The sequence below is a fragment of the Stenotrophomonas sp. FBCC-B152 genome (assembly GCF_059134105.1).
On the sequence record NZ_CP101442.1, the window covers coordinates 1,698,381 to 1,719,023 of the forward strand.

9 protein-coding genes are annotated in these 20,643 nt (G+C 58.0%); 5 read left to right on the forward strand and 4 right to left on the reverse strand.

Annotated elements, in window-relative coordinates; translation table 11 throughout:
- Positions 1-88: 88 nt before the first annotated feature.
- From NMB40_RS08050 to NMB40_RS08070, 5 genes are all read left to right on the forward strand, one after another.
- Positions 89-1,510 carry a Wadjet anti-phage system protein JetA family protein gene (locus NMB40_RS08050; protein ID WP_049400904.1) on the forward strand — a complete coding sequence of 474 codons (1,422 nt, stop codon included), beginning with the start codon at positions 89-91 and terminating at the stop codon, positions 1,508-1,510.
- Position 1,511: 1 nt separating this feature from the next.
- Positions 1,512-2,168 carry a DUF4194 domain-containing protein gene (locus NMB40_RS08055; protein WP_017354467.1) on the forward strand — a complete coding sequence of 219 codons (657 nt, stop codon included), beginning with the start codon at positions 1,512-1,514 and terminating at the stop codon, positions 2,166-2,168.
- Positions 2,149-5,574, forward strand: a complete 3,426-nt coding sequence (locus tag NMB40_RS08060) for an SbcC/MukB-like Walker B domain-containing protein (protein WP_037590701.1) — start codon at positions 2,149-2,151, stop codon at positions 5,572-5,574. The genes NMB40_RS08055 and NMB40_RS08060 overlap by 20 nt, the downstream gene beginning before the upstream one ends.
- The gene (locus NMB40_RS08065; RefSeq protein ID WP_017354465.1) at positions 5,571-6,782 is read left to right on the forward strand and encodes a Wadjet anti-phage system protein JetD domain-containing protein; all 1,212 of its coding nucleotides are present in this window, start codon (positions 5,571-5,573) and stop codon (positions 6,780-6,782) included. The genes NMB40_RS08060 and NMB40_RS08065 overlap by 4 nt, the downstream gene beginning before the upstream one ends.
- Positions 6,783-6,873: 91 nt before the next feature.
- Complete coding sequence (locus NMB40_RS08070; protein ID WP_051008550.1) at positions 6,874-10,698, forward strand: hypothetical protein; 3,825 nt, start codon at positions 6,874-6,876, stop codon at positions 10,696-10,698.
- 804 nt (positions 10,699-11,502) lie between these two features.
- Here the strand turns inward: NMB40_RS08070 and NMB40_RS08075 are convergent.
- The 4 genes from NMB40_RS08075 to NMB40_RS08090 all read right to left on the reverse strand — a co-directional run bounded on the left by NMB40_RS08075 (position 11,503) and on the right by NMB40_RS08090 (position 20,416).
- Positions 11,503-17,562 carry a DEAD/DEAH box helicase family protein gene (locus NMB40_RS08075; RefSeq protein ID WP_026070503.1) on the reverse strand — a complete coding sequence of 2,020 codons (6,060 nt, stop codon included), beginning with the start codon at positions 17,560-17,562 and terminating at the stop codon, positions 11,503-11,505.
- Positions 17,563-17,874: 312 nt separating this feature from the next.
- Positions 17,875-18,114 carry a hypothetical protein gene (locus NMB40_RS08080; RefSeq protein WP_146027648.1) on the reverse strand — a complete coding sequence of 80 codons (240 nt, stop codon included), beginning with the start codon at positions 18,112-18,114 and terminating at the stop codon, positions 17,875-17,877.
- A 677-nt stretch (positions 18,115-18,791) separates the two neighbouring features.
- Positions 18,792-19,073, reverse strand: a complete 282-nt coding sequence (locus NMB40_RS08085) for a DUF427 domain-containing protein (protein WP_102947209.1) — start codon at positions 19,071-19,073, stop codon at positions 18,792-18,794.
- 203 nt (positions 19,074-19,276) lie between these two features.
- A complete protein-coding gene (locus NMB40_RS08090; RefSeq protein ID WP_102947208.1) occupies positions 19,277-20,416 on the reverse strand; it encodes a glutathione-independent formaldehyde dehydrogenase in 1,140 nt (379 codons plus the stop codon).
- Between the last annotated feature and the right edge of the window lie 227 nt (positions 20,417-20,643).

Here is a 20,643-nt window from a genome sequence, read left to right on the forward strand (position 1 = left end):
CTTAGCATTGATGCTAAGTTAGCGTTTATGATATGTTAGCGTTTATGCTAATGTGAAGTAGATAGCCCAACTTCTGTGGAGTTGCACAGTGTCCAGCTCTCTGTTTGAGGTACTGCCATCGCAACTCTTTCGCCCATTGGCCTCGGCAAATCGGGAGAACTACTGGCGGCTGCTCTTGGGTCTGTACGAAGAATTCTTCGGGCCAGAGGCTGAGGTTCCCCCGGCGACCGGCTGGGAACGGCGGCAGTTGACGCAGTTCATCGAGAACTACCTCGAACACGATGACGCTTGGCAGGCAGAAGAGGGGGTAGGCCAGCTCACTCCGCTCAACATTCGCGCCAACATGTACTTGAGCCATCTCACGGAGAATGGCTGGTTCGAAGAAGAGCAGGTGGGACTCACGCGCACTCTGTCCATGACTGCTGTGGTAAGCCGTTTCCTTGCCACCTTGCAGGTCTTCACAGAAGACACGCCGGCGATGGTGGGCGCGAAGATGCGTTCCATTGAAGACACATTACGTCGGGTGCTTGATCCTGCAAGCAATGTCTACGGTGACGACTTCGTAAACGCCGGCGACAGCGCCCATGCGCTTCTGTCCGGGATTGCCGCCATGAGTCTGAACGTGCGTACCCTGCAGCGCGAGATATTCAAGTCCGCGACCCCCGGGGCGGCTATCCGTCGGTTGTTTGAAGACTACATTTCCAAGCACGTCATGGCTGACTATGCGGACTTGGCTGGCGCCGATCACCCCCTCGCACGAAAGGCGCAGGTGTTGAGCCTAACTCAGGAAATCCATTACGGGGATCATCGGGAACGGATCATCGTGTGGTTGGCCGAGCGACGCTACAAAGGTGATAAAGGCACGGCTGAGGCTGTCTATGAGAAGGCGATCAGGCGATTGAGCAATGTCTATCGTCTGCAAGACTACTTCGATCGCTTGGGCCAGGATCAGCGCCATATCGAGCGTCGCATGCTGGCCATGATCGAGTACCAGCTTCGCGCGCCGGGCCAGCTCGAGAGACGGATCAAAAAGGCTATCGCCGGAGTCAATGCTGCGGAGAACTTCGACGCCTCCATGCCCGTTGGGCCCGGAGCATTGCTTTCCGGTGAACTCCTGTTTCAACCACGCATCGCCCGTCCGCCCATTCCCAGGACCGCGGATTCTCCGCGGCAGATGACAGCCGAGCAGGAGGCGCGGATGAACCTGCACAGGCGTGCGCGTGATGCGCGTACCGCCATGCCAACAGAGGTGAGGGTGTACTTGCAGGGTGTCATGGGAGGAGGTAGGCAGATCCGGGCGTCTCAGCTTCCCATCACCGGTATCAAGCAATTTCGAATGGTGCAGACGCTGTCCACCTACGCACAGGAAGCAATGACAGGCCTCGGAAAGAAGCACCATGAAGGAATTTCAAAGCGACTACCTGGATATCGCTTCCAAAGCGCCGGTGATGAACGAATTGCCGGGCCGTATTTGGACATGCCGGACTTCTACATCACCAAGGTGAAATGACATGGCACGCCACTGGGAAAAGGCGCTTAGCCGCGACACTATGTACGAAGAGCAGGACTACGAGCAGGCGGCCTATCGGCTAGTAACCCATCAGGTCTTGTCCGCCTCTGACCGGGCGACCCGGAAGGATTACGGCATTGTCAGCCGAAATATCAATGACTTTGAGCAGGCAGTTCGTCCCCTTGGCATCGAGCTGTTGCACGACACCAACTACCAGTACATCGTGGCGCGGCCCGTGCACGTACTGACCCAACAGCGAGCCAGCAAGGACGAAACCCTGCTGCTGTTGGTGCTCGCCGGCGTTCATCATCGCGTCCGTTTCGAGGGGCGCGAAGAGCCAAATGGCGAAACTTTCGTCGATTTGCCTGACTTGCAAGAGCACTACGAGAAGGAAACGGGCAGGGACTTTCCCTCGCCTGGGGACTTCCGCTCTTTGATGACCAAGTTCAAGCGCTGGGGGATTGCTGCCTTTGAGGACAAGGACGATGTACGGAATCAGCTCGCGAAGGTTCGCATCCATCCCGCGATCGGAGATCTGCTGCGGAAGGAATACTTGAGCCATCTGGAATCCTTCCGTAAGGAAGTGGCAGGTGAGGGGGATGCGGCTACTTTCGACGCAATGAATGAAGTCACGGAGGATGGCGATGTATCTGCTTGAGAAATTTCACTTGGTACAGTTTTTCCTATTCCGTGCCGAAACCCTGAGCTTTAGCCCTGCAACAGGCATTGTGGCGCCTAACGGATCTGGAAAATCTGCGATTCTGGATGCGATGCAGATCGTCTTGTACGGAGGGGATCAGAATCAAATCGATCTCAATGCGCAGTCAGGGGGGGTATCAGGCACTCGAGGGCGTTCAGTGCGCGAATACTGCCTCGGCTACTATCGCGGTGACGAGCATATTCGTGAGAATGCGACGTCCTATTTGACCATGGTGTTTCGCGACACTGAGGGCGAATTGCCGCCGGTTTCGGTTGGCCTGGCCCTGGGCGCGTCAGTGGGCGACCCAAAGCTGCACGTCTACGGGCGCTATGTGGTCCAAGGGGTTGCGCTCGCGTTAGATGATCATCTTGAAGCGAACGCCGAGGCGGAACTTTTGCCGTTGGCCTGGGGAACGTTCAATAAGCTGATGGAGGACGCAGTCAGTCGCGTGAATGGTAGGCTCGCAGTGCCTCCGTCGGCGGAGAAGCAGGTTGAAGCAATGTTGTTCGCCTTGCGCCCCAAAGGAGGGGGCAGCATCGACCCGAGAGCTTTTCGGCGAGCGATGAAGAATGCGCTTAATCTGCAGAAAGTTCCTGACACCAGCAGCTTTGTTCGAAATTACATTGTCGATGCCTATCCTATCGAGCTCAAGAACTTCCGCTCCCAGCTCGACAATCTGCGCTCGCTTCAAGCCAAGGTTCTGGAAACACTGGACAGGCTTGAGAACGTCAAAAGCTTGATCGCAGCCGGTCATAAGGCTACTCAGACTCGGATGCACGCAGCGACCTATAGGGCGCTGTTGGATGACTATGAGCGTGAACAACACATGGATGCTGTTGATGCGGCACAAACTACGCTGCATGAAGCGCGGGACAGGCATCAGGCAGCGCAGAATGCAGTCGACAGCGCCAAGGCGGAGCATGATCGACTCAACGGCGTGTACATCGAACTAGAGCTTCAATCAGCAGCAGATCCGGCGATCAGTGCCGCCCGTGACCTGGCCAGCGAACGAGAGAGATCACTTAGACCTATCAAAACCAACGTGGCCCAGGCCATTCGCGAGGTGGTGGCGGGCTTCGAGAAGGCCAACCGCGTGAAACCCGATCTCGGAGGCTGGCAGCATCTGGCGATGCCGTGGGTTGAGCTTCTTGATGCGGTTTCCAGTACATCCGTATCCGATGCGCTTGTGCTTGACGTTTCGCAGGCCTCGGCAGCATTGCGCGAGTCCAGCATGCGGGTTGCTCCGATCATCCAGTCGGCACGGCGTCAGCTAGACCATGACGAGCAGAGGCTGTCCAAGCTTGGAAATGAACTTAGGATCGCTAACGAGCAGATCAAACGCATCCAGGAAGGCAAAGCGGAACTCCCGCCGGCCGTCCAAGCAGTTGTGAACATACTTGGAGACAAAGGACTTCTGTGCACGCCCGTCTGCGATTTGGTTACAGTCACAGATGCCGACTGGGCACCCGTAATCGAGGGATTCCTTGGTCGTTCGCGCACTGCCCTGGTTGTCCGTAGCGGCAAGTTTGAGGATGCCTTGTCCGTTTTCAACAAGATTCCGTGGGATACAAAGCCGGATTCAGTACTGTTGGTGAACCCGGTGAAGTCGAAGGCGGATATGGGTGTGGTTCCGCCAATGGGTCTCGCGCACCTGATCGCGGGTGACAATCAAGTGGCGGTGGACTATATCCGTCTTCGACTCGGCCGGCTGGAGCGATTGGAGCGCGTCACCACGGATAGCCCAGAGGGCTTCACCCGTACTGGCGAGCAGGCTGGACGTGCTGATTTCGGCCGTCGACGCCCCTTGTCTGCAACGGAACTGGTGTTGGGACGCCAAGATGCGAGCCATCGCCTGGCGGTGCTTCGGCAGCAGCGCAGCACTTTGGGGCAGAACGCAGCCGAATGCGAGCAGGAGGCGAACCGGTCGCGCCAGTTGGTTGAAGCCCTTGAGAAGTTGGTGGGACTTGAAGGACGTATCCAGGACATTGAAAGATGGCTGAACTCGCACATTCAGGAGCAATCCGCGCTTGATGCAAAGGCGGCGATGCAAGAGATCGCAAGCGCACCTGATCTCCTTGCTCGTCAGCTGCTCATCACAGAGGCAAGGCGAGCTGCCCTGGCAGCACAGTCGAAGCTGGAAGAAAGCAGCAGAGACGTCGGAACTCATGGTGAGGCTTTCCGGCAAGCACAGAGACGGCTAGACGAGCTTGCGGATAGAACCAACGGAATCTGCTCAAAGGCGGCTCTCAGTCGCCGCAATGAATACGTGGGTGATGAGTGGTTCGAAACAAAACGCGATGAGTTTGATGGTTCCGGCCTATCGCTGCATACGATTGTGGCGAAGATTAGTGACGCTACGGTTAGAAGTGGCAATCAGCTGTCTTCCCAGGTGCAGGCCTTGGCAAGTGACATGTCTACATACGCAAACCAATTCGATCCGCAGATGGATATCGCGGTGGGCGACTTGGGTGCCATGTGCGAGACGATGGCTCAGGAGAAGCAACGGCTAGAGGAATCCGAGCTCCATCACTACCAAGTGCTTTCCGCGGAAGCTGCAGAAGCGGCAGAGCAAACGTTCAAGGTGCAGATCGCCGCCCGCCTGAGCGACCACTTCGCCAGCATGCGCAGCACGCTCAATGAGCTGAACAGTACGATGGAGCGCTTGCCGCCATTCTCGAACAACGAGAAGTATCACTTCGTCACCAATCTCAATAAAGATCATGAGTCGCTGTACAAATTCATACTGAAGGTGGCTGGTGCGGGACCGGAGGGGGATATCTTCTCTGGACAGGTGGATGCTCCTCCTGAGTTCAGGGCGATGCTTGAGGGAAAGGATGCAGAGGCCAACAGGCTTCTGGAGGACTATCGCAATTTCTTCAACTTCGAGATTGACGTTCGCAGCAATGGTGTGACGGTGACCGACTTCTCAAAGCGCATGGACAAGGGTTCCGGGGGCGAGCACCGCGCGCCTCTTTTCATCGTTGCTGCAGCGTCGATGGCGCGCGCATTGGGAAAGTTGCGCGGTGATCAAGGCGGCATGTCGCTGATAATTTTCGATGAGTTGGGTGACAAGATTGACTCAGTGAATACCCGTGCCGTCTTTGAGTACCTGAAGGCATTGGGCCTTCAGCCCATCGTCGCGGCACCGGACGATGCCTTGGGTAAGATCAACGAATCGGTGGATACCTACATCGAGATGTACCGTGACGACGATCTTATCTCCATCAAACACGTACGCATTGATGACGATGGTCATGTAATTCTGGATTCCGATAACTGGCGCAAGCATCCCGAGCTTTTCGAGGAGGAGCTCAAGCGTGTTGAAGCAAGTCGAATGCCCCATGGGGAAGGGGTCGTTGCATGACTATAGCCCGGGCCTTCCTTACGTCAATTTTCAATCGCTCCCAGAATGCAGTGAGTCGTGGCAAGGATGAGCGAATAGCTCTCAGGCTGACGGAGTCATCATGCCCAGAGTTCTTCAGCCTGCGCAGCATCGAGGATGCAAGAGCGTTTCGTTCCGAACTTGAACTGGCTGAGCGCTCTGGAGCCATCGAAATCAAGGCCAAGGTGATGGTGCAGCCGCCTCTAGATGTTGCGGGCGTTGCCGTACTGAACCTCGCAAAGCTGGCGAACTTCTTGGGCGCACGACTTCGTCGTGATTCCGTATCAGAGGCCCGTTCCATGCTGGACACTCACACCGGCCTTTTCCCCGTACTGACCGAGGTCATTGAGCGCTGGTCGCTGGGCCATAAGGTTCGCGGGCAAGAGGCTACCGATGCTTCTGTAGCGCAAATACTGGATGCAATCAGACTCATTTCAGCAAGGCGAGGTGTCGTCAGGGACGAACTGTTGCGCCGGGTTTCGGCCATGATGTTTGGTGACAGCAAGCGAGTGGAGGGCATCGTGAAATGGATCGATTTGCTTTGGTTCAACTCTATTGCACCATCTGGACTTGATAGTAGCGAGGTCTTCTCGGCCATAGGCCTGCACAAGGAACCATTGCCCGTACTGATCTCAGGTCCGCTTACGGTTGTTACGTCGACTACGGTGGTGGGAGTGGTTCATCCATATCTCGGCTTCGCTCCTGCCCACATCACTGGATTCGTGCCGAATCCAGCCGTGTTGAGTTGGCGTGTTCTCACCATAGAGAATCGACAGACATTCCATGAGTTTGCTGAAGCTGCATCTGATCAAGTCGGCCTCGTGCTGCTCTATACCGGTGGTATGCCGTCCCCATCCTGGAGACAGGTCTACATGCTGATCTTGAAATCACTTCCTTGCCAGACAACTCAGGCGTTTCATTTCGGCGACTTGGATGAGGGGGGGATGAGAATTGGCGCCGTCATCGCAGGATCTGCCGCCGAGGCGGGGTTCACCCTGAAGCCGTGGTTGATGGATCCCAGGGAGCTCATTGGTCTCGGTTACGCTCTCAAGCCAACGGCTGAATCGGTGTCTAGCGCAATATCTCGAACTTGTCGATCCATCGGGTGGAATGACTTGGCCATTCATGTGGAAACGCATCCGGGGACGCTGGAGCAGGAGGTTCTCCTTCCACAGTTTCCAGGCTCCTAGAATTCTGGGCAGTCTGACCTAGGCGACAAATTGCTTTGCGCCGTCTTTAATGCCTTGATGCGCGTGCCCCGATCATTGCGGGAAGGGAATCATGAGATTTTTTGAACTTGATGCTGTAGATATCACAGCGCTCAGTGCTGGCGATCTGCGTGAATTGGTTGCCCGTCTTTGCGAAGCGGAGGTAATCCAGCAGGGGCGTCGGCCGAAGAGCGTTATGTGGGGAGGTGCGCAGGAGGCACCTGATGGCGGTTTGGATGTCCGTATTGAGGCTATGGACTTGCCGTCCAACGACGGCTTTGTTCCTCGTGGGATCTGCGGTTTCCAGGTCAAGAAGCATGCTATGGGTGCGGCGGCATGCAGGGACGAGATGTTGGAGGGTGGCACCCCAAAGCTCGTACTTGCAGATCTTGCCGATCGAAATGGTGCCTACATTATCGTTAGTGGCAAGGACGATTGTTCAGACAGCATGTTGGCGAGTCGAGTGCGGGCGATGGAGGCGGTCGCGGAGACCCTTCCTGGAAAAGCGTCTCTGCGCGTTGACTTTTATGGTCGAGATCGATTGGCGACTTGGCTACGGCGGCATCCAAGCGTTGCGCTGTGGGTTCGTGCGCGCCTCGGCCGCCCCTTGTCCGGCTGGAGGCCTTTCGGGAGGTGGGCAGCTACTCCCCCAGCCCAGAACGACGCATTCCTTGTTGATGACCACCCCTGCGTGATTGACGCGAACTCGAGCGCAAAGACTCCTATGCCTGTTTCTGAGGGTATACATCTAGCTCGAGAACGGTTGCGCCGCCGCGGTAGTGCGGTGCGCATCACCGGCCTCTCCGGAGTGGGGAAGACGCGATTCGCGCAGGCCCTGTTTGAGGCGAACGTTGGTGAGGAGGCCTTGTCACCAGCTAGCGCAATCTACGCCGACCTGGGTGAGAACTTGACACCGACGGCATCCGAGCTAGTTTCATACATCGTTGCTAACGATCATGCGGTTCAATTGGTGCTGGACAACTGCCCGCCAGACGTGCATCGGCAGTTGCAGAAGCAGGTCTCCGCAAGTAGCGCGATGCTCAGCCTTCTGACAATCGAGTACGACATCTCGGACGATCGTCCTGAGGAAACCGAAGTGATCCACCTCGAGCCGTGCAGCGAGGAGACGGTCTCGATGCTGATCCAGCGGCGGCACCCAGACATCGGGAAGTTGAACGCGGGCAAAATCGCCGAATTTTCCGGCGGCAATTCGCGCATCGCGATCGCGCTGGCCAGCCGGGTAGATGCAGATGAGACGTTGACAAACTTCTCCGACGAGGACCTTTTCCATAGGTTGTTCAGTCAACGAAAAGGAGCGTCCAATGAACTTCTGGAATGCGCTGAAGCGCTATCGCTCGTCTATTCCTTCAATGTCTCCTCGTCCGAGTTCAATGATGAGCTTGGCGTCCTAAGTGCCATCGTTGGCCTCGATCGTCGTGGTCTGCATCGGGCTCAGGCTGAGTTGATGCGTCGTCAGCTCGCGCAGAGTCGTGGTGAGTGGAGAGCAGTTCTTCCTCATGCACTTGCCAATCGTTTGGCGAAGCGTGCGCTGGAGAACATCCCTGTCGATGCAATCAATGCCGAGCTGCTAAAGCCAGAGAACCTCCGACTTTTCGTCTCATGTGCGCATCGACTGGGATACCTGCACGATTTCGAGCCTGCGGTTCGGATGGCAAATAGTTGGGTGAGCCCCGGCGGACCGCTGCATGATATTGGATCGTGTAACGAAGGCACGCTGTCTGCATTGCTATACATAGCGCCGGTATTCCCGGAGACCGTGCTGCAGCTGATCGAGAACGCCGCAACCAAGCCAGGCTTTGCCTCGCGCGAGAACCGAAACTTCAGGTTGTTCGTGCGCCTGCTGCACCAGCTAGCTTACGACGACGATAAGTTTGATCGTGCTGCGACGGTCATGCTGAAGTTCTCCGAGGGCGAGAAGTCAGGTGAGAACAGGGACAGCATAGTTGGACAGATGCGGCATCTGTTCTCGTTGCACCTGTCAGGTACGCTGGCGCGACCAGAACGGCGGTGTGCGTTTGTCAGCAAGCTACTCGAGTCGGGCACCGAGAGGCATCGCGAGATCGCAGCCGAGCTGTTCCATGCTGCGTTCGAAGCGACGCACTGGACGTCTTTCTCTGCGTTCGACTTCGGTGCACGTAGACGTGATGCTGGCTGGCAGCCGCGAACGCGTGCCGAAGAGCTCGAGTGGTATATCGGCTTCTTGAACTTGCTGCGACCGGTGCTGACATGTGATGACTTGACTCTTCGCGACTGGGCGCGCTCACTTCTGGCAGGTCATTTCCGGGAACTATGGACGTTTGCGGGCTGTTTTGATGATCTCGAGGAGATAGTCAGAAGTCATGCTTCGAAAGGGGAATGGCCGCAGATGTGGGTCTCGGTAAAGAAGACGCTTGGCTTCGATGGCGACTCAGCTCATCCTGATCTACTGGCTCGGCTGGAGTCACTTTCGCGCGTTGCGGCACCATCCGACCTCTATTCTGAGATCGAGGCCTATGTGCTGTCCAATACTTGGGATCACATCGAGAGTAGGGGGGGGCAAGTAGCCTTCAGTGACGAGATGATCAAAGAGAAGGTCATCTCTCTTGGTGAGATGGCCGCAGCAGAGCTAGGTTGCTTAGAGCGATTGGGTCCAGGGCTTTGGTCGGGCGAGTTCGATGCACTGCATCCTTTCGGCATTGGGCTGGCGCAAGGCAGCGTCGACCTAATTGCCACTTATGAGCGTCTTTTGAGCCTGGTGCAACTGCAGGCGCCTGCGAAGCTCAATCCACAGGTGCTTCAAGGCTATATCAGCGCTGCAAACGATATCGACCCCCGCTTGGCCATGGTGATGTTGGAGCGGGTGCTAGATCATCCCTTGTTGCGGACCTTCTTCATCTACCTGCTCAGCGCCATCAAGATTGGCCCATGGGGGTTCAATATGCTGATTGAGTTGGCTCGAGGGGAAGAGTTCGAAGCGTGGCGGTTTGGACAGCTTGCCTATGGCCGCATGCACGAGTCCCTTACCGACAGCGAGCTCGCGGAACTGTTCACCATATTGAACCAGCGCCATGATGGCTTCTACACCACGCTTAGTGTGCTAGAAATGCGATTCTTCGCGGGGAGGGGCGGAAACTACGTGCCGAGTGAAGATCTCCTTTCGACAGGGCGCGACGCCATTCGCGCTCTACTCGGGGGGAAGCGCGGACAGACTGAATTGAATCGCATCCGAGGGACCAAGCGGATCGCCCAGCAGTGCCTATCTGAGTCTGCTCCAGAACAGGAAGTCGAGGAGATCGTGAGGTTGCTTTGCGAAGGGTTGGATGATCTTAGAATTCGCAGCTCTGATTTCGAAGTCCTCATGACAACGCTATTCCGCAACTTCCCGGAGATTGTCCTTGGAGAGATCTTCACGGGCGACGATAGGGAGCGTCGTTTGATTGATCGCGTTTTCAAGTGTCGTTTCGGAGGTGCTTCGCCGTCACTCAATAGTATGCCGGTGGATCGGTTGATTACCTGGTGTCGAGGTGATCAAGATCGGATCGTGGGTGTTGCCGCAGCGACCTGCGCCTACTCAACTGTAGAGGCAACCGATATACCACTAGAACATCCCAAACGCGTTGTCCTCAGTGCGTCCATCAAAGGCTTGCTGGAAGCCGCAGTGGACAAGCAATGCATCGTCGATGTGATGTTTGCCGGAATCCAGCCCATGAGTTGGTCTAGCTCGTTGGCTGACATCATAGAAATTCGGGCCAAAGCTTTTGCTGAGCTGCTGGAGCATCCATTGGCCGAAGTTAGGAATCTTGTGGCGGAGAGGCTTGAACGGATCGAGCTCACAGTGCGAAGAGAGCGACAGAGGGAGGCGGAAGATCACAGTCGACGGGAACAGCGCTTTGAATGATGCGTATGGGTGAGATGGAGCCGGCTAGTCATCTTGGTGTTGCGCCCCGCATAGATACTCGGTCCTGTTGGCTCATTGTGAATTCGATGTACATAGATGAAAGGACCCTGTGCACACTGATTGGTTCTACGCGGGCACAATCAGCTGTGGCCGAACAGCAACAGGGCGGCAACTCAGGCGGGACTGTCACTCAAGCAGCTTGGGACCCAGTAAGTCCTTGGTAGCAGGTCGCCGAAGAACCGCCGGATGAACGCTGTTCTTCGGCGTATCCCTGTGGTGACAGACGGCGCTTTGCGTGGTCCAGCCGATATGGGGCCAGCTGGCATCGCCAGGTGAGCCGCTCCAGGTTGTGACGCCTAACATGGCCCAGTCGGATCTGCTGGGCCGTGGGCGTATGCAGGCCGGCTACCTCAACGGGCAGCGGGGCAGCGTGGGTGCAGGCTGCGCTCAAAGATCTAGGAGAGATCTGGACCAATGGTGTCACTTCGACTAGCGCCAAGATTCGACTCTGCCTCTTTTCCAGGCTCCGCGCGAATCCTGGGAGTGACCGGCTAGAAGATATTGAAGTCTCTCCCGATTTATCCGATGCGCCCAGGAAGGATGGGCTTTAGGTTCAGCCTTGGCTCCAACAGCGATGGACCGAAGCAGGCTCAAGGCCAAACATGGATTCGGGGTGTCTATCGTGGTAGGGCAATGGCTGCTTCCGACGCATAGCGGTCGTTCCAGTTCTTACGCCAGAAGGGCTGCGTCAGCGATAACAGCCTGTAGTTTAGCGTCTAGGATCGAAGCGGAGTATGGATGGCCTTAGACCGAGTATCCGCCCTTCGCCGTTCTTAGGAGAGTTTGCCCGCAATTACTCGGCTGCTCTATATGCCTGCTTGCGAACACATTAACGGCTAAGGACTCTTTCCCATAAGCGGCGGTGAGTTGTTCCAGGCCAGCCGGCGTCACAACGAGGTAGCAACCCTCGCCCCACAGAGAATCCGCATCGATTCCAACCGGGCCAGCGTCACGCCACCAGTGAAGCTCTGCGACCACCGTTCCGCTCGCATCGAAGAATACGCTCGGTGTCTCGTCATGAGCGCGCCAGCGAAGCCCCTCAACCCAGTTTGGGCATAATGCAAACGGATTGGCCGCTGTGTCAAAGCCCATGTCCACGGAGCAGACAACTCGCCTTACCAGCGTTGGTGCCAGATCATTGTCGAGTGGGACGTACTGGCCTAGCCAAACAGCGATGGGCAGCTTGGCGTAACAATCGTCGAACTCTTCACTATCAGTCTCTGCCCAAGGTGCTCTAAAGCGGTAGAAGCGGTGCTCTGACAGTCGTGCCTTGTGGATATGGAAGCGAGACACCTCGGCCACGACTTGGCCGTCGCAGTGCGCCAGGAAAGGGGCAACATCGCCGTCAACCTCGTCAATCCACTTCTGCTCTCGCTCGGACCAACCGGCACTTCGGTCAATCAGCGGCCTTCGAATCCACTCGGGACGAACTCGCGGGAGCATCAATGGCCGAGGCGGAAGCGGGTAGCCCAATCTCTCCAACAGCATCGGACTGTCCCGGCTCTCCAACTTGCCGGCCAGGCGCAGCTCCCCTGCGACGTGGCGAAGGGCAGCAATGGCGATGTAGGCGTGTGGCTTCATGTAAGTGATCTGCATATCAAGGACACGAAGCTGAGCCTCAAGCTCTTTGACACCAGAGGGCCCGAAGGCCTCAAGTCCACCCCAATCCTGGATGAACATCGCCGCGCGACGGCGAACTGTCATCTCCTCGATGTCTGCCGCCTTTGCAATGTGACGTGCCGTCGAGCGCAACATACGAGTCCAGCCAAGCGGCGATTCGACGCGCATTGCACCAGTTCTCTCGTCCGTGAATGCCTGGTCGCTCTCTGGCAGGTCACTGAATTCGAGGAGATAGAAGAGCGGCAGTGGCGTCGCGTCAAAAGAGACAGCCAGCCCCCACCGATGCGACAAGAGCGTGGCTGACTCGGCTACTGCAATGTCACGGTGACTGACCATTGCAGCTACGGCGCGGCCCAATACGGGCTCGAGGTTCGCGCTGTCGGCAGCGAGCAGCGTTCCGAGTGCCTGCAAGGGGGCGTCCAAGTCACCGTCCATAAGTCGCCGGATAAGGGATGTGAACAAAGATTGACCCTGTCCGACTTGCCTTGCCAAGCTCAGGGCGCAATTGCGCGCGTGCCGCTGAACCTCTGCAATGGGAAGTCGATAGGCAAAGTGCAGCAACTCCTCCAAAAGGTCCGTGTCGCTGAGTGGTAGCTCGCTCGACTGGAAGGGTCGCCCCAACTGGAACTCGCGAGTGCAGGTCATCTGCTCCTCAATCAGCGACCAGATAGCCGGCCAATCTGGCGTCAAGCTGATGACCGGCAGTATCGAATCCAGCTCTGTGAGCAGTGCCTGGGTATTCTCCTGGCCCGTTGTCACTGAATCGACTATGTTCTCGAAGGCCGCAGGGCATGTGGATGATCCGTGCAGAAGCTTCTTCGCCTTAAAGTAGAAGAACTTGCCGCCACCCATCCCTTGGCTCCAGGAACTCCAGGGGTCGTTGCTTGTCTCGTAGCCTTGCATAAGCTTCTTGGCGTAATCGACCTCATCGGCTGCAGCAAACCGCTTCACCATCAGGAAACGGCAGCGTGCGTTGTCCTGCAATACCTGCCAGCGCTCAAAGACCCTTCGCGCCAGATGAATCGGAGCTGTGTCTGCCAGCTCTTCGAAACGGTCCGGGGCGTTGTGGTTCAGCTCGTCGCTATCTGCTTCAAACGCGAGTTCAAGATCCGCGAGAGTAGCTTCCGAGGCGTACTTGTTAGACGTATACGAGTGTCGAGGCTCCGGCGCTTCTGGCGTCCACCGGGCGATGGCGGCTTCGAGCTCAGGCGACGAGAATCCATGCTTTCCGGAAGCCTTGTGAATGCGCTGGAGCAGCGTGATTCTCTCGTGCGCTCTGCTGGCTACCTCGACCGCCCCAAGCAGCATCAGAGCGAGCGGTTCAATCTGGTCAGGGCCGGCTGCGTCCGCGGAGGCGTCGATGAAGTCACCAACATGGGACGGATCCCGGTAGTGCGGTTCCATATAGAATGGCAGGCAGAGACCGCACCAGACGGTCGCGCATGCCAAGACGAGTTCAGGGTTTCGCCTGACCATCCCCGTCATGAGCAGGTCGACACGATTCGGCCAGCCGATTAGATGCCAATCCGCCAGTGTCTTTGACACCTCGAAGCCGAAGCGAGGTCCAACCTGCATCGCTTCCTTAATCAGTGCCATGGTAAGGCGACGCGCGGCCGACGACCCTTCCGTTTTGGTCATGCCACCGACCTGACGCATCAGGTCTGAGACCCGCTTGACACGGTTTTCCGGGTCAGCCGCGTTCGCGAGAGCTAGAGTGTTTCGCCAGATCGCGTACTGCGGGTCTTTCTTGGGAGCCAAGGCATAGCCAAGGCATTGCTCAGGAACCGTCGCCAGCAACTGATTCGCCCGCTCTAACTCCCCGACCGCAGCCAACCCGATGGCTAGATTCGCTAGCCCGTCGATCTGCTCGCTTGGTGTACTTTCTTTAAGCTCCGCCACGAGGGCATTAAGCCGATCCGCCGCCGCCGCACGATCACCGTCAACGCGATATGCATCGACAGCCAATCTGCGTCGCAGGTAAGCAGTTCCCTTCGACGCCGATGAAGCGATGGCTGAGTCAACCTCCCGAAGTACCGCGCGATACTCAGTCTCACCGCGCTCGGCGCCGAGCCTCAGCAGCGCTTGCACGAGCGTGGGGATCGCTTTCAAAGACTGCTGGATACGGTATGACTCGCTGCCGCCTTCTGATGCGAGACGTAGGACATACCCAAGGGACGTGCGGGCTATGCCTTGGATGCCGCCTGCCGATAAGGACCCGTTGACGCCGGCAGCGCGAGCTAGAAGCACACCTATCGTCGAAGCGTGCTGTTGGAGTGGATGAAGGAAGGTGTGCTTCGACGGTGTCACGCTTGGCAGTGGCCTCTTGAGCAGCGTGCAAAGCCTCGCGTGATGCATCACTGCGCCGACCAGATTGCCCAGCCCAGCCAGGTCCGTCTTGTCGTCGCACATGGAGATCATCGGTGCGACCAGCTTGTCGAACAGGGCCTCGGCTAGGTCACGACGGCCAGCTTCGAATGCGATCAGCGCCATCCGTTGACGGTAGCCGTTTGGTACCTCCCCGAACCGGGGAAGAGCGACGGCACTATCAAACAGCGCAAGCGCTTGCCCAACGTCGCCACGTCGACTGGCCGCAAGCCCTGCGTGAACCATCACCGACGGCTTATCTTCGTTGGCTACTCCGAGCTTGCTACATAGTTCTTGAGGATCGGAGCCAACCTTCTGACCTAGCATCGCCTTTGCGGCTTCCCTCCTAAGATGCAGCCGCAGCGCTACGGCAGATTGCGGATCCACCGTTTCCGGCTCCCTTAGACCCTCTGCGGCGAGATGATCAATCGCTATCTGGATCTGCTCGGTGTCTCGGAAGTGGACGGCGCGCATTGCCCATCTTTCGAATTCCTTGATGTTGTGCTGGTGCCCGTAGTTTCTGAACTTGGGCGTATGGAGCTGCGATAGTGGTTCGAGGCTTTCAAACAGCTCCTTCGCGCGGTCGAAGTCGCCTCGCGCTAGTAGGGCGTCGACGACCTCGTAGCCCTGGCTGGGGAAGTCCTGCACGAGGGAGACAGCTGCTTCAATGTTCCCCACCGCCAGCATAGCCAGCGGGAGTTGGTTGGCGTACTCAAGGGCTGATTTGCGCCGATCCACTTCGTCACGACACAGCAGCAGTCGTGTAAAGGCGGTCGCGTCGTGCGTTTCACGCACTGCCAGCAGGGCGAGGCGGATGTCGGCGTGAATCTCGGCGATAGAACGCCCGTCAGCCAGCTGCTGCCTGAAGCGAGCGGGCATCGCCAATGCCAGTACATCGGCACCGTCGCCGGCACGCGCGCGGTAGCGCAGCTCAAGCCAGTACTGTGCCGATTCAGGTGGCGCGCTCTTCGCCAACTGGGCAAGGTTGCGGTATACGCGCTGCGAGTATTCAGCGTCGACGCTCCCGAGGCGGGTTCGCGGTTGAGCGATGACGAACAGCCTAAAGCTGTTGTGGAAGACGCTCCATCCCCGGGATGAACTGCGGAGCAGGTGCTGCGCAATGACCAGGGCGCGTTCAATCGAGGACTCCTTGACCATCGTGGCCAGCAGTCGCAGGTCCATGGGTGCCTCAGCCCGAGCGATGAAGCCCAGCACATCCATGGCATCGACATCGTTTGCGATCTCGCGCCAAGCAGCTGAATATACAGTCTCAATATCGCCGTCGAACGGCATCCCGCCGCTAAGAAGGTGCTTGCGACCAGCTTCGTCAGCGTGCAGCAGTGCCTGAATCAAGTAGCGCGTTGCCAGCGGGTGGCCATGCGTGAGATTGCTGAGATCCAATCTTGGAATCTCGGCAGGCAAGCCTAGCGCATCCGCCATCCAGGTGAGTTCCTCGCGACCGAGAGGCCCCATGAGAACCTGTCGCTCGCTCTTCTCCGCTTGCGCTCTTACGGCGGGCTTCAGATTAGCGAGATCCAACCGTTGCGTGCCGAGCACGAACACGACCCCATTTGGGATTGCCGCGGGAAGAGGCAGCTCTCCCAGAAACGAATTGGTCGGCCGTTCTTCGCGTGGCACATGGTCTAGCCCGTCGACAACGATGATTGTACGGATCCCTTCGCGAGTGAAGCGCTCACCAGCCTGCCGTAGCAGGACGCCGAACTGTTCGCGGCGCTCAGATAGCGAGTCATCGCGAAGACGAAGCCCAACTAAACCGCTGTTCCGCAGCTGCGTACCTACGTCGGTCAGGAAGTTGTCGGCCTCCCCACGACCCACGCCTTGAGCCGCGCCCGGCACGTACGCTAAGTAACGAACGAGCCGGACACTTGCTTCAGTGGCCAGCGCAACCTGCAGGAGAGTGGATTTTCCGGAGCCAGGTGGTCCTATGAGTGAGACGTAGCCGTGATTGGAGGCATGAAGCGCTGCTAGTAGCTTGACCTCAGTGTCCCGATTGCGCTGGACATAGGCGCCGACCGGGAACCGATGGATGAGCAAAGTCTTGGCGGGATCGCGCCATCCAAGCTCATGAAGCAGCTCGTCACGCGTCCACCTGTCCTTGTCGCGTTCATCGGCGACTAGCTTGGGCAGCACGCTGGCAATCTCGCATGCCTGTCTCGCCTGCTCCGCATTCAGCTTGTGCGACTGGATGAAGTTCGCTGCAGCTCCGCACACCACGCGCAGGGCATGCATGAACTGTTCGAAGTCGTCATCATTTAAGCCGGCTTCGCGGCGCAGGTGGTCGATCAGTCGGCTCCATCCTCGCGCGGACCAATCCGACAGCGACCGATTTGGATGCTGTTGGAACTCCTCGAGAAATGCAGCGCTGTGCCGTAGCCTGCCGTCGCCTGGCTTGTCGGTAACCGATGGAAAGTCGTTGACGACCAAGTGAATCTCGACGCGACTTCCTGGGTTGTCCTTGGACAGGCACTGCCAAGCTTGAACTAGGGGCTTCAAGAGACCATTGGCACCAGTAAACAGCGTCTCAACAGTGAAAGTGCCTGGGAACTTGGACGTCTTGAACTGGTGACCGACCACCAATCCATCGAATCCTAGTACCAGGTCGTCCGCAATGCCCGCGTTGCGGTCAGCGACGCCAATCCAAAGCAGCTCGTCGCGCTCAAGCGCGGCATAGATGGCAGCGCCCGCGCGCTCGTACTGGCCGACGTATCCACGAAGCGCTCGGCGTTCGCCCTCCGCCGGTGCCGTTGCGGGAGCTGTAGCAGCGGATGGCTGCGAATTTTTGGGCGCTTTCGAGGCCATAAATATGGATTGGGTAGTGGGTGCGAACCTGAGAAAAGGGAGCCGCTCCAGCATAACCCGGGGGCGTCGAGCACCAGCGGGTATGCCGTCGCCGCATCGAGCGGCATTGTGAATCGAAGTATATCCGTCGTCGATCACATCGGTCACTCGCACGGACGCGAGAACGGCTGTTCAGCCCATGGCTGACATTTGTCCGTAGGAGCTGATCGGACGCATGTGGCCGCAGGCGGACATCAACGGAACAAAGGGGGGGGCAGGGGGAATTATCGGGGGTGAAGCATGGCAGCTGTCGGCCCGAAACGGAGGCTCGACTTACACCTTCCAGACTTTGCTAATCACGGGCACATCAGCTTTATCGAGTCTAGGGAGATAGGCAATCAGTTTGTAGCCGCCAGGTCGAAAGTGGTCGAGACGAAGCTCCGCTTCTGCTTGCAATCTGGTGCCGTCCGGACCTTCGACCATGACCGCATAAACGGGATTCTTCTTGCCATGCGAGAGCGGCAAATCGGACGGCAGGGTCGAGTGGCCATTGCCTTTCGCACCGCCAAGCATCGCAGGATCTTTGGTGTAGCCGCGCGCGATTTACTGGAGACGGCCGACTCAAGCATCGGGCACAGATCACCCGATCTCCGTGACGTGAGGGCCGACTGCGACGGGAGATCATCAGAGACCGACAGTGATAGATCGCAGCGAAGCCGCGACGATCAAAGGATACTTCTACTAGTTTGACCGCACGATTGCCTAGGACTCAGCGCTCGTCGTGTCTCCATACCGCCCTATGGAGGGTCGGCAGGGATTCGTGTAAAAAACAGCTAAAAGCGAGTTAAGTCATTGGCATGGTTAAAGTTTCCAGCGACGACTGTGCCACTGCAAGCCCCGGGTTGCTATGCTGCTCCCAGAGCCGACGCCTAGAGTGAGGCATGGAGCGCGACCGCTATCCCCCTCTCGCTGCTGAGTGCGAGCATTGGCTGCGCACCGAGGTCGCCGTGGCCTACGACGCACTCAAAGCCGATCCCACGCGGGGTTTGGCCATCGATGACGTGCGAGCCAACCTCGTCAAAGCTCGTCGCGATCGCGAAGCTGCGGCGTCCTCGTGCGGCGGCAATGGTTGGTGCAACTACTGTGGGAGCGACGTGAGTCGCGATGAGGCATTACCGGTAAAGCTTCATCACGACTCACGTCGCTCCCACAAAAGCAGGGTGGCCGCTGCGTACGAAGCGACGCCCCTTCTACGTCCCCTGCACACCCTTCCAGAACGCAACATGCCCGCGAATCTGTTTGGCGGCGTCCTTCGGCTCCGGGTAGTACCAGGCCGCATTGGCGTTGACCGCATCTCCGACCACCACGTCGTAGTAGTGCGCCGTGCCTTTCCACGGACATACCGTAGTGTGGCTGGATTCGCGGAAGTATTCGCGCGGGAGCGACGCCAAGGGGAAATAGTGGTTGTTTTCGACTACGACCGTAGCGTCGCTGCTGGCCAGGGTGGTGTCGTTCCAGATGGCTTGTTTCATTGGGGGAACCTGCAGTGAGGGTGCCGGCCAGTATGCGCGTCGACAAAAAGAAACGGACATACAGCCTCTTCCGACCTGCTGATCCTGTGAGAGCGACGTCAGTCGCGATGAAGCTTTACCGGTAATGCCTCATCGCGACTGACGTCGCTCCCACAGGAAAATCTGACTGCAGGCAGGTTTGTGAAGCTAGTGATTGCCCGCACTCAGCCACCGGGCTTCAAAACCACCTTGGTCCAGCCGTCTTCGCGCGCATCGAAACGTTTGTAACCCTCGGGCGCCTGCGCCAGTGGCAACTCATGCGAGATCAGGAATGAAGGCTTGGCCTTGCCTGCCTGGATCAGGTTGCAGAGTTGGCGGTTGTACGCCTTGACGTTGGCCTGGCCGGTGCGGATCTGCTGGCCCTTGAACCAGAACTCACCGAAGTTGAAAGCCAGGTGGCCTTGCTTGGCCAGCTTGTCCTCGGCACCCGGGTCCTCGGGAATGAACACGCCCACGACGCCTATCCCGCCGGTCGGCTTCACCGTCTTGACCAGGTTGTTCATGGTCAGGTTGGGCACTTCATGGCCCTTGCAGTTGAAACATTGATAACCGACGCATTCGCAGCCGCGATCGGCGCCGTTGCCTTCTGTGAGTTCGAGCACCTGCTCGACGCCGCTGCCTTCCACGTCGTGGATCGCGATTGCACCGATTTTTTCGGCCAGTGCCAGGCGGTCCTTCTGCATGTCGACCACCATGACCTTGCTGGCGCCCTTGATCATCGCCGAATACGCCGCCATCAGTCCCACTGGCCCGGCGCCGTAGATCACCACCGTTTCGCCAGGCTGCACGCCGGCCAGTTCGGTGGCGTGATAACCGGTGGGAAAGATATCGGAAAGCATCACGTAGTCGTTCTCCTTCTCCTGCGCATCCGGCGGCAACACCAGGCAGTTGAAGTCGGCATACGGCACGCGCAGATACTCGGCCTGGCCACCTTCGTACGGTCCCATGCCGGCGAATCCGTAGGCGCCGCCGGCGTTGCCCGGGTTCACCGTCAGGCAATACCCAGTCTTGCCGCGTTCGCAGTTGGCGCAGAAACCACAGCCGATGTTGAAGGGCAGGCACACGCGGTCGCCGACCTTGACCCGATCCACCGCATCGCCGACTTCGATCACCTCGCCCAGGTTCTCGTGGCCGAGGATGCGCCCGGCCTGCATGTCGGTGCGACCTTCGTACATGTGCAGATCGGAGCCGCAGATATTGGTGGTGGTGATGCGCACCAGGGCATCGGTGGATTTTTCGACTTTCGCATCGGGGACATCGACCACGCTGACATCTCGCGGGCCGTTATAGACGAGGGCTTTCATGGGGAATTCCTTGAGCGAGAGTGACGCCGGGTGCCGACGCGCTGTCGCAGCGTTGTTGTTGTGCGGTAAGGGTGTTGAAGCGAGCTTAGCGATCGGCGCGTATGCATCGCGGCAAGACGATGTGATCCGTGGGTGAAACCGGCTTCGTCCGGCCCTGGGGGTTTTTCTCGATGACCGACAATCGTGCTTGCCACTGAAGCGCCATCGATTGACCTGAAACGCCTGCT

Coding starts and splice junctions, on each gene's coding strand:
- NMB40_RS08085 (WP_102947209.1), bottom strand. CDS start 19,073: ATGAAACAAGCCATCTGGAACGACACCACCCTGGCCAGCAGCGACGCT.
- NMB40_RS08080 (WP_146027648.1), bottom strand. CDS start 18,114: ATGCTTGGCGGTGCGAAAGGCAATGGCCACTCGACCCTGCCGTCCGAT.
- NMB40_RS08065 (WP_017354465.1), top strand. CDS start 5,571: ATGACTATAGCCCGGGCCTTCCTTACGTCAATTTTCAATCGCTCCCAG.
- NMB40_RS08090 (WP_102947208.1), bottom strand. CDS start 20,416: ATGAAAGCCCTCGTCTATAACGGCCCGCGAGATGTCAGCGTGGTCGAT.
- NMB40_RS08070 (WP_051008550.1), top strand. CDS start 6,874: ATGAGATTTTTTGAACTTGATGCTGTAGATATCACAGCGCTCAGTGCT.
- NMB40_RS08075 (WP_026070503.1), bottom strand. CDS start 17,562: ATGGCCTCGAAAGCGCCCAAAAATTCGCAGCCATCCGCTGCTACAGCT.
- NMB40_RS08060 (WP_037590701.1), top strand. CDS start 2,149: ATGGCGATGTATCTGCTTGAGAAATTTCACTTGGTACAGTTTTTCCTA.
- NMB40_RS08055 (WP_017354467.1), top strand. CDS start 1,512: ATGGCACGCCACTGGGAAAAGGCGCTTAGCCGCGACACTATGTACGAA.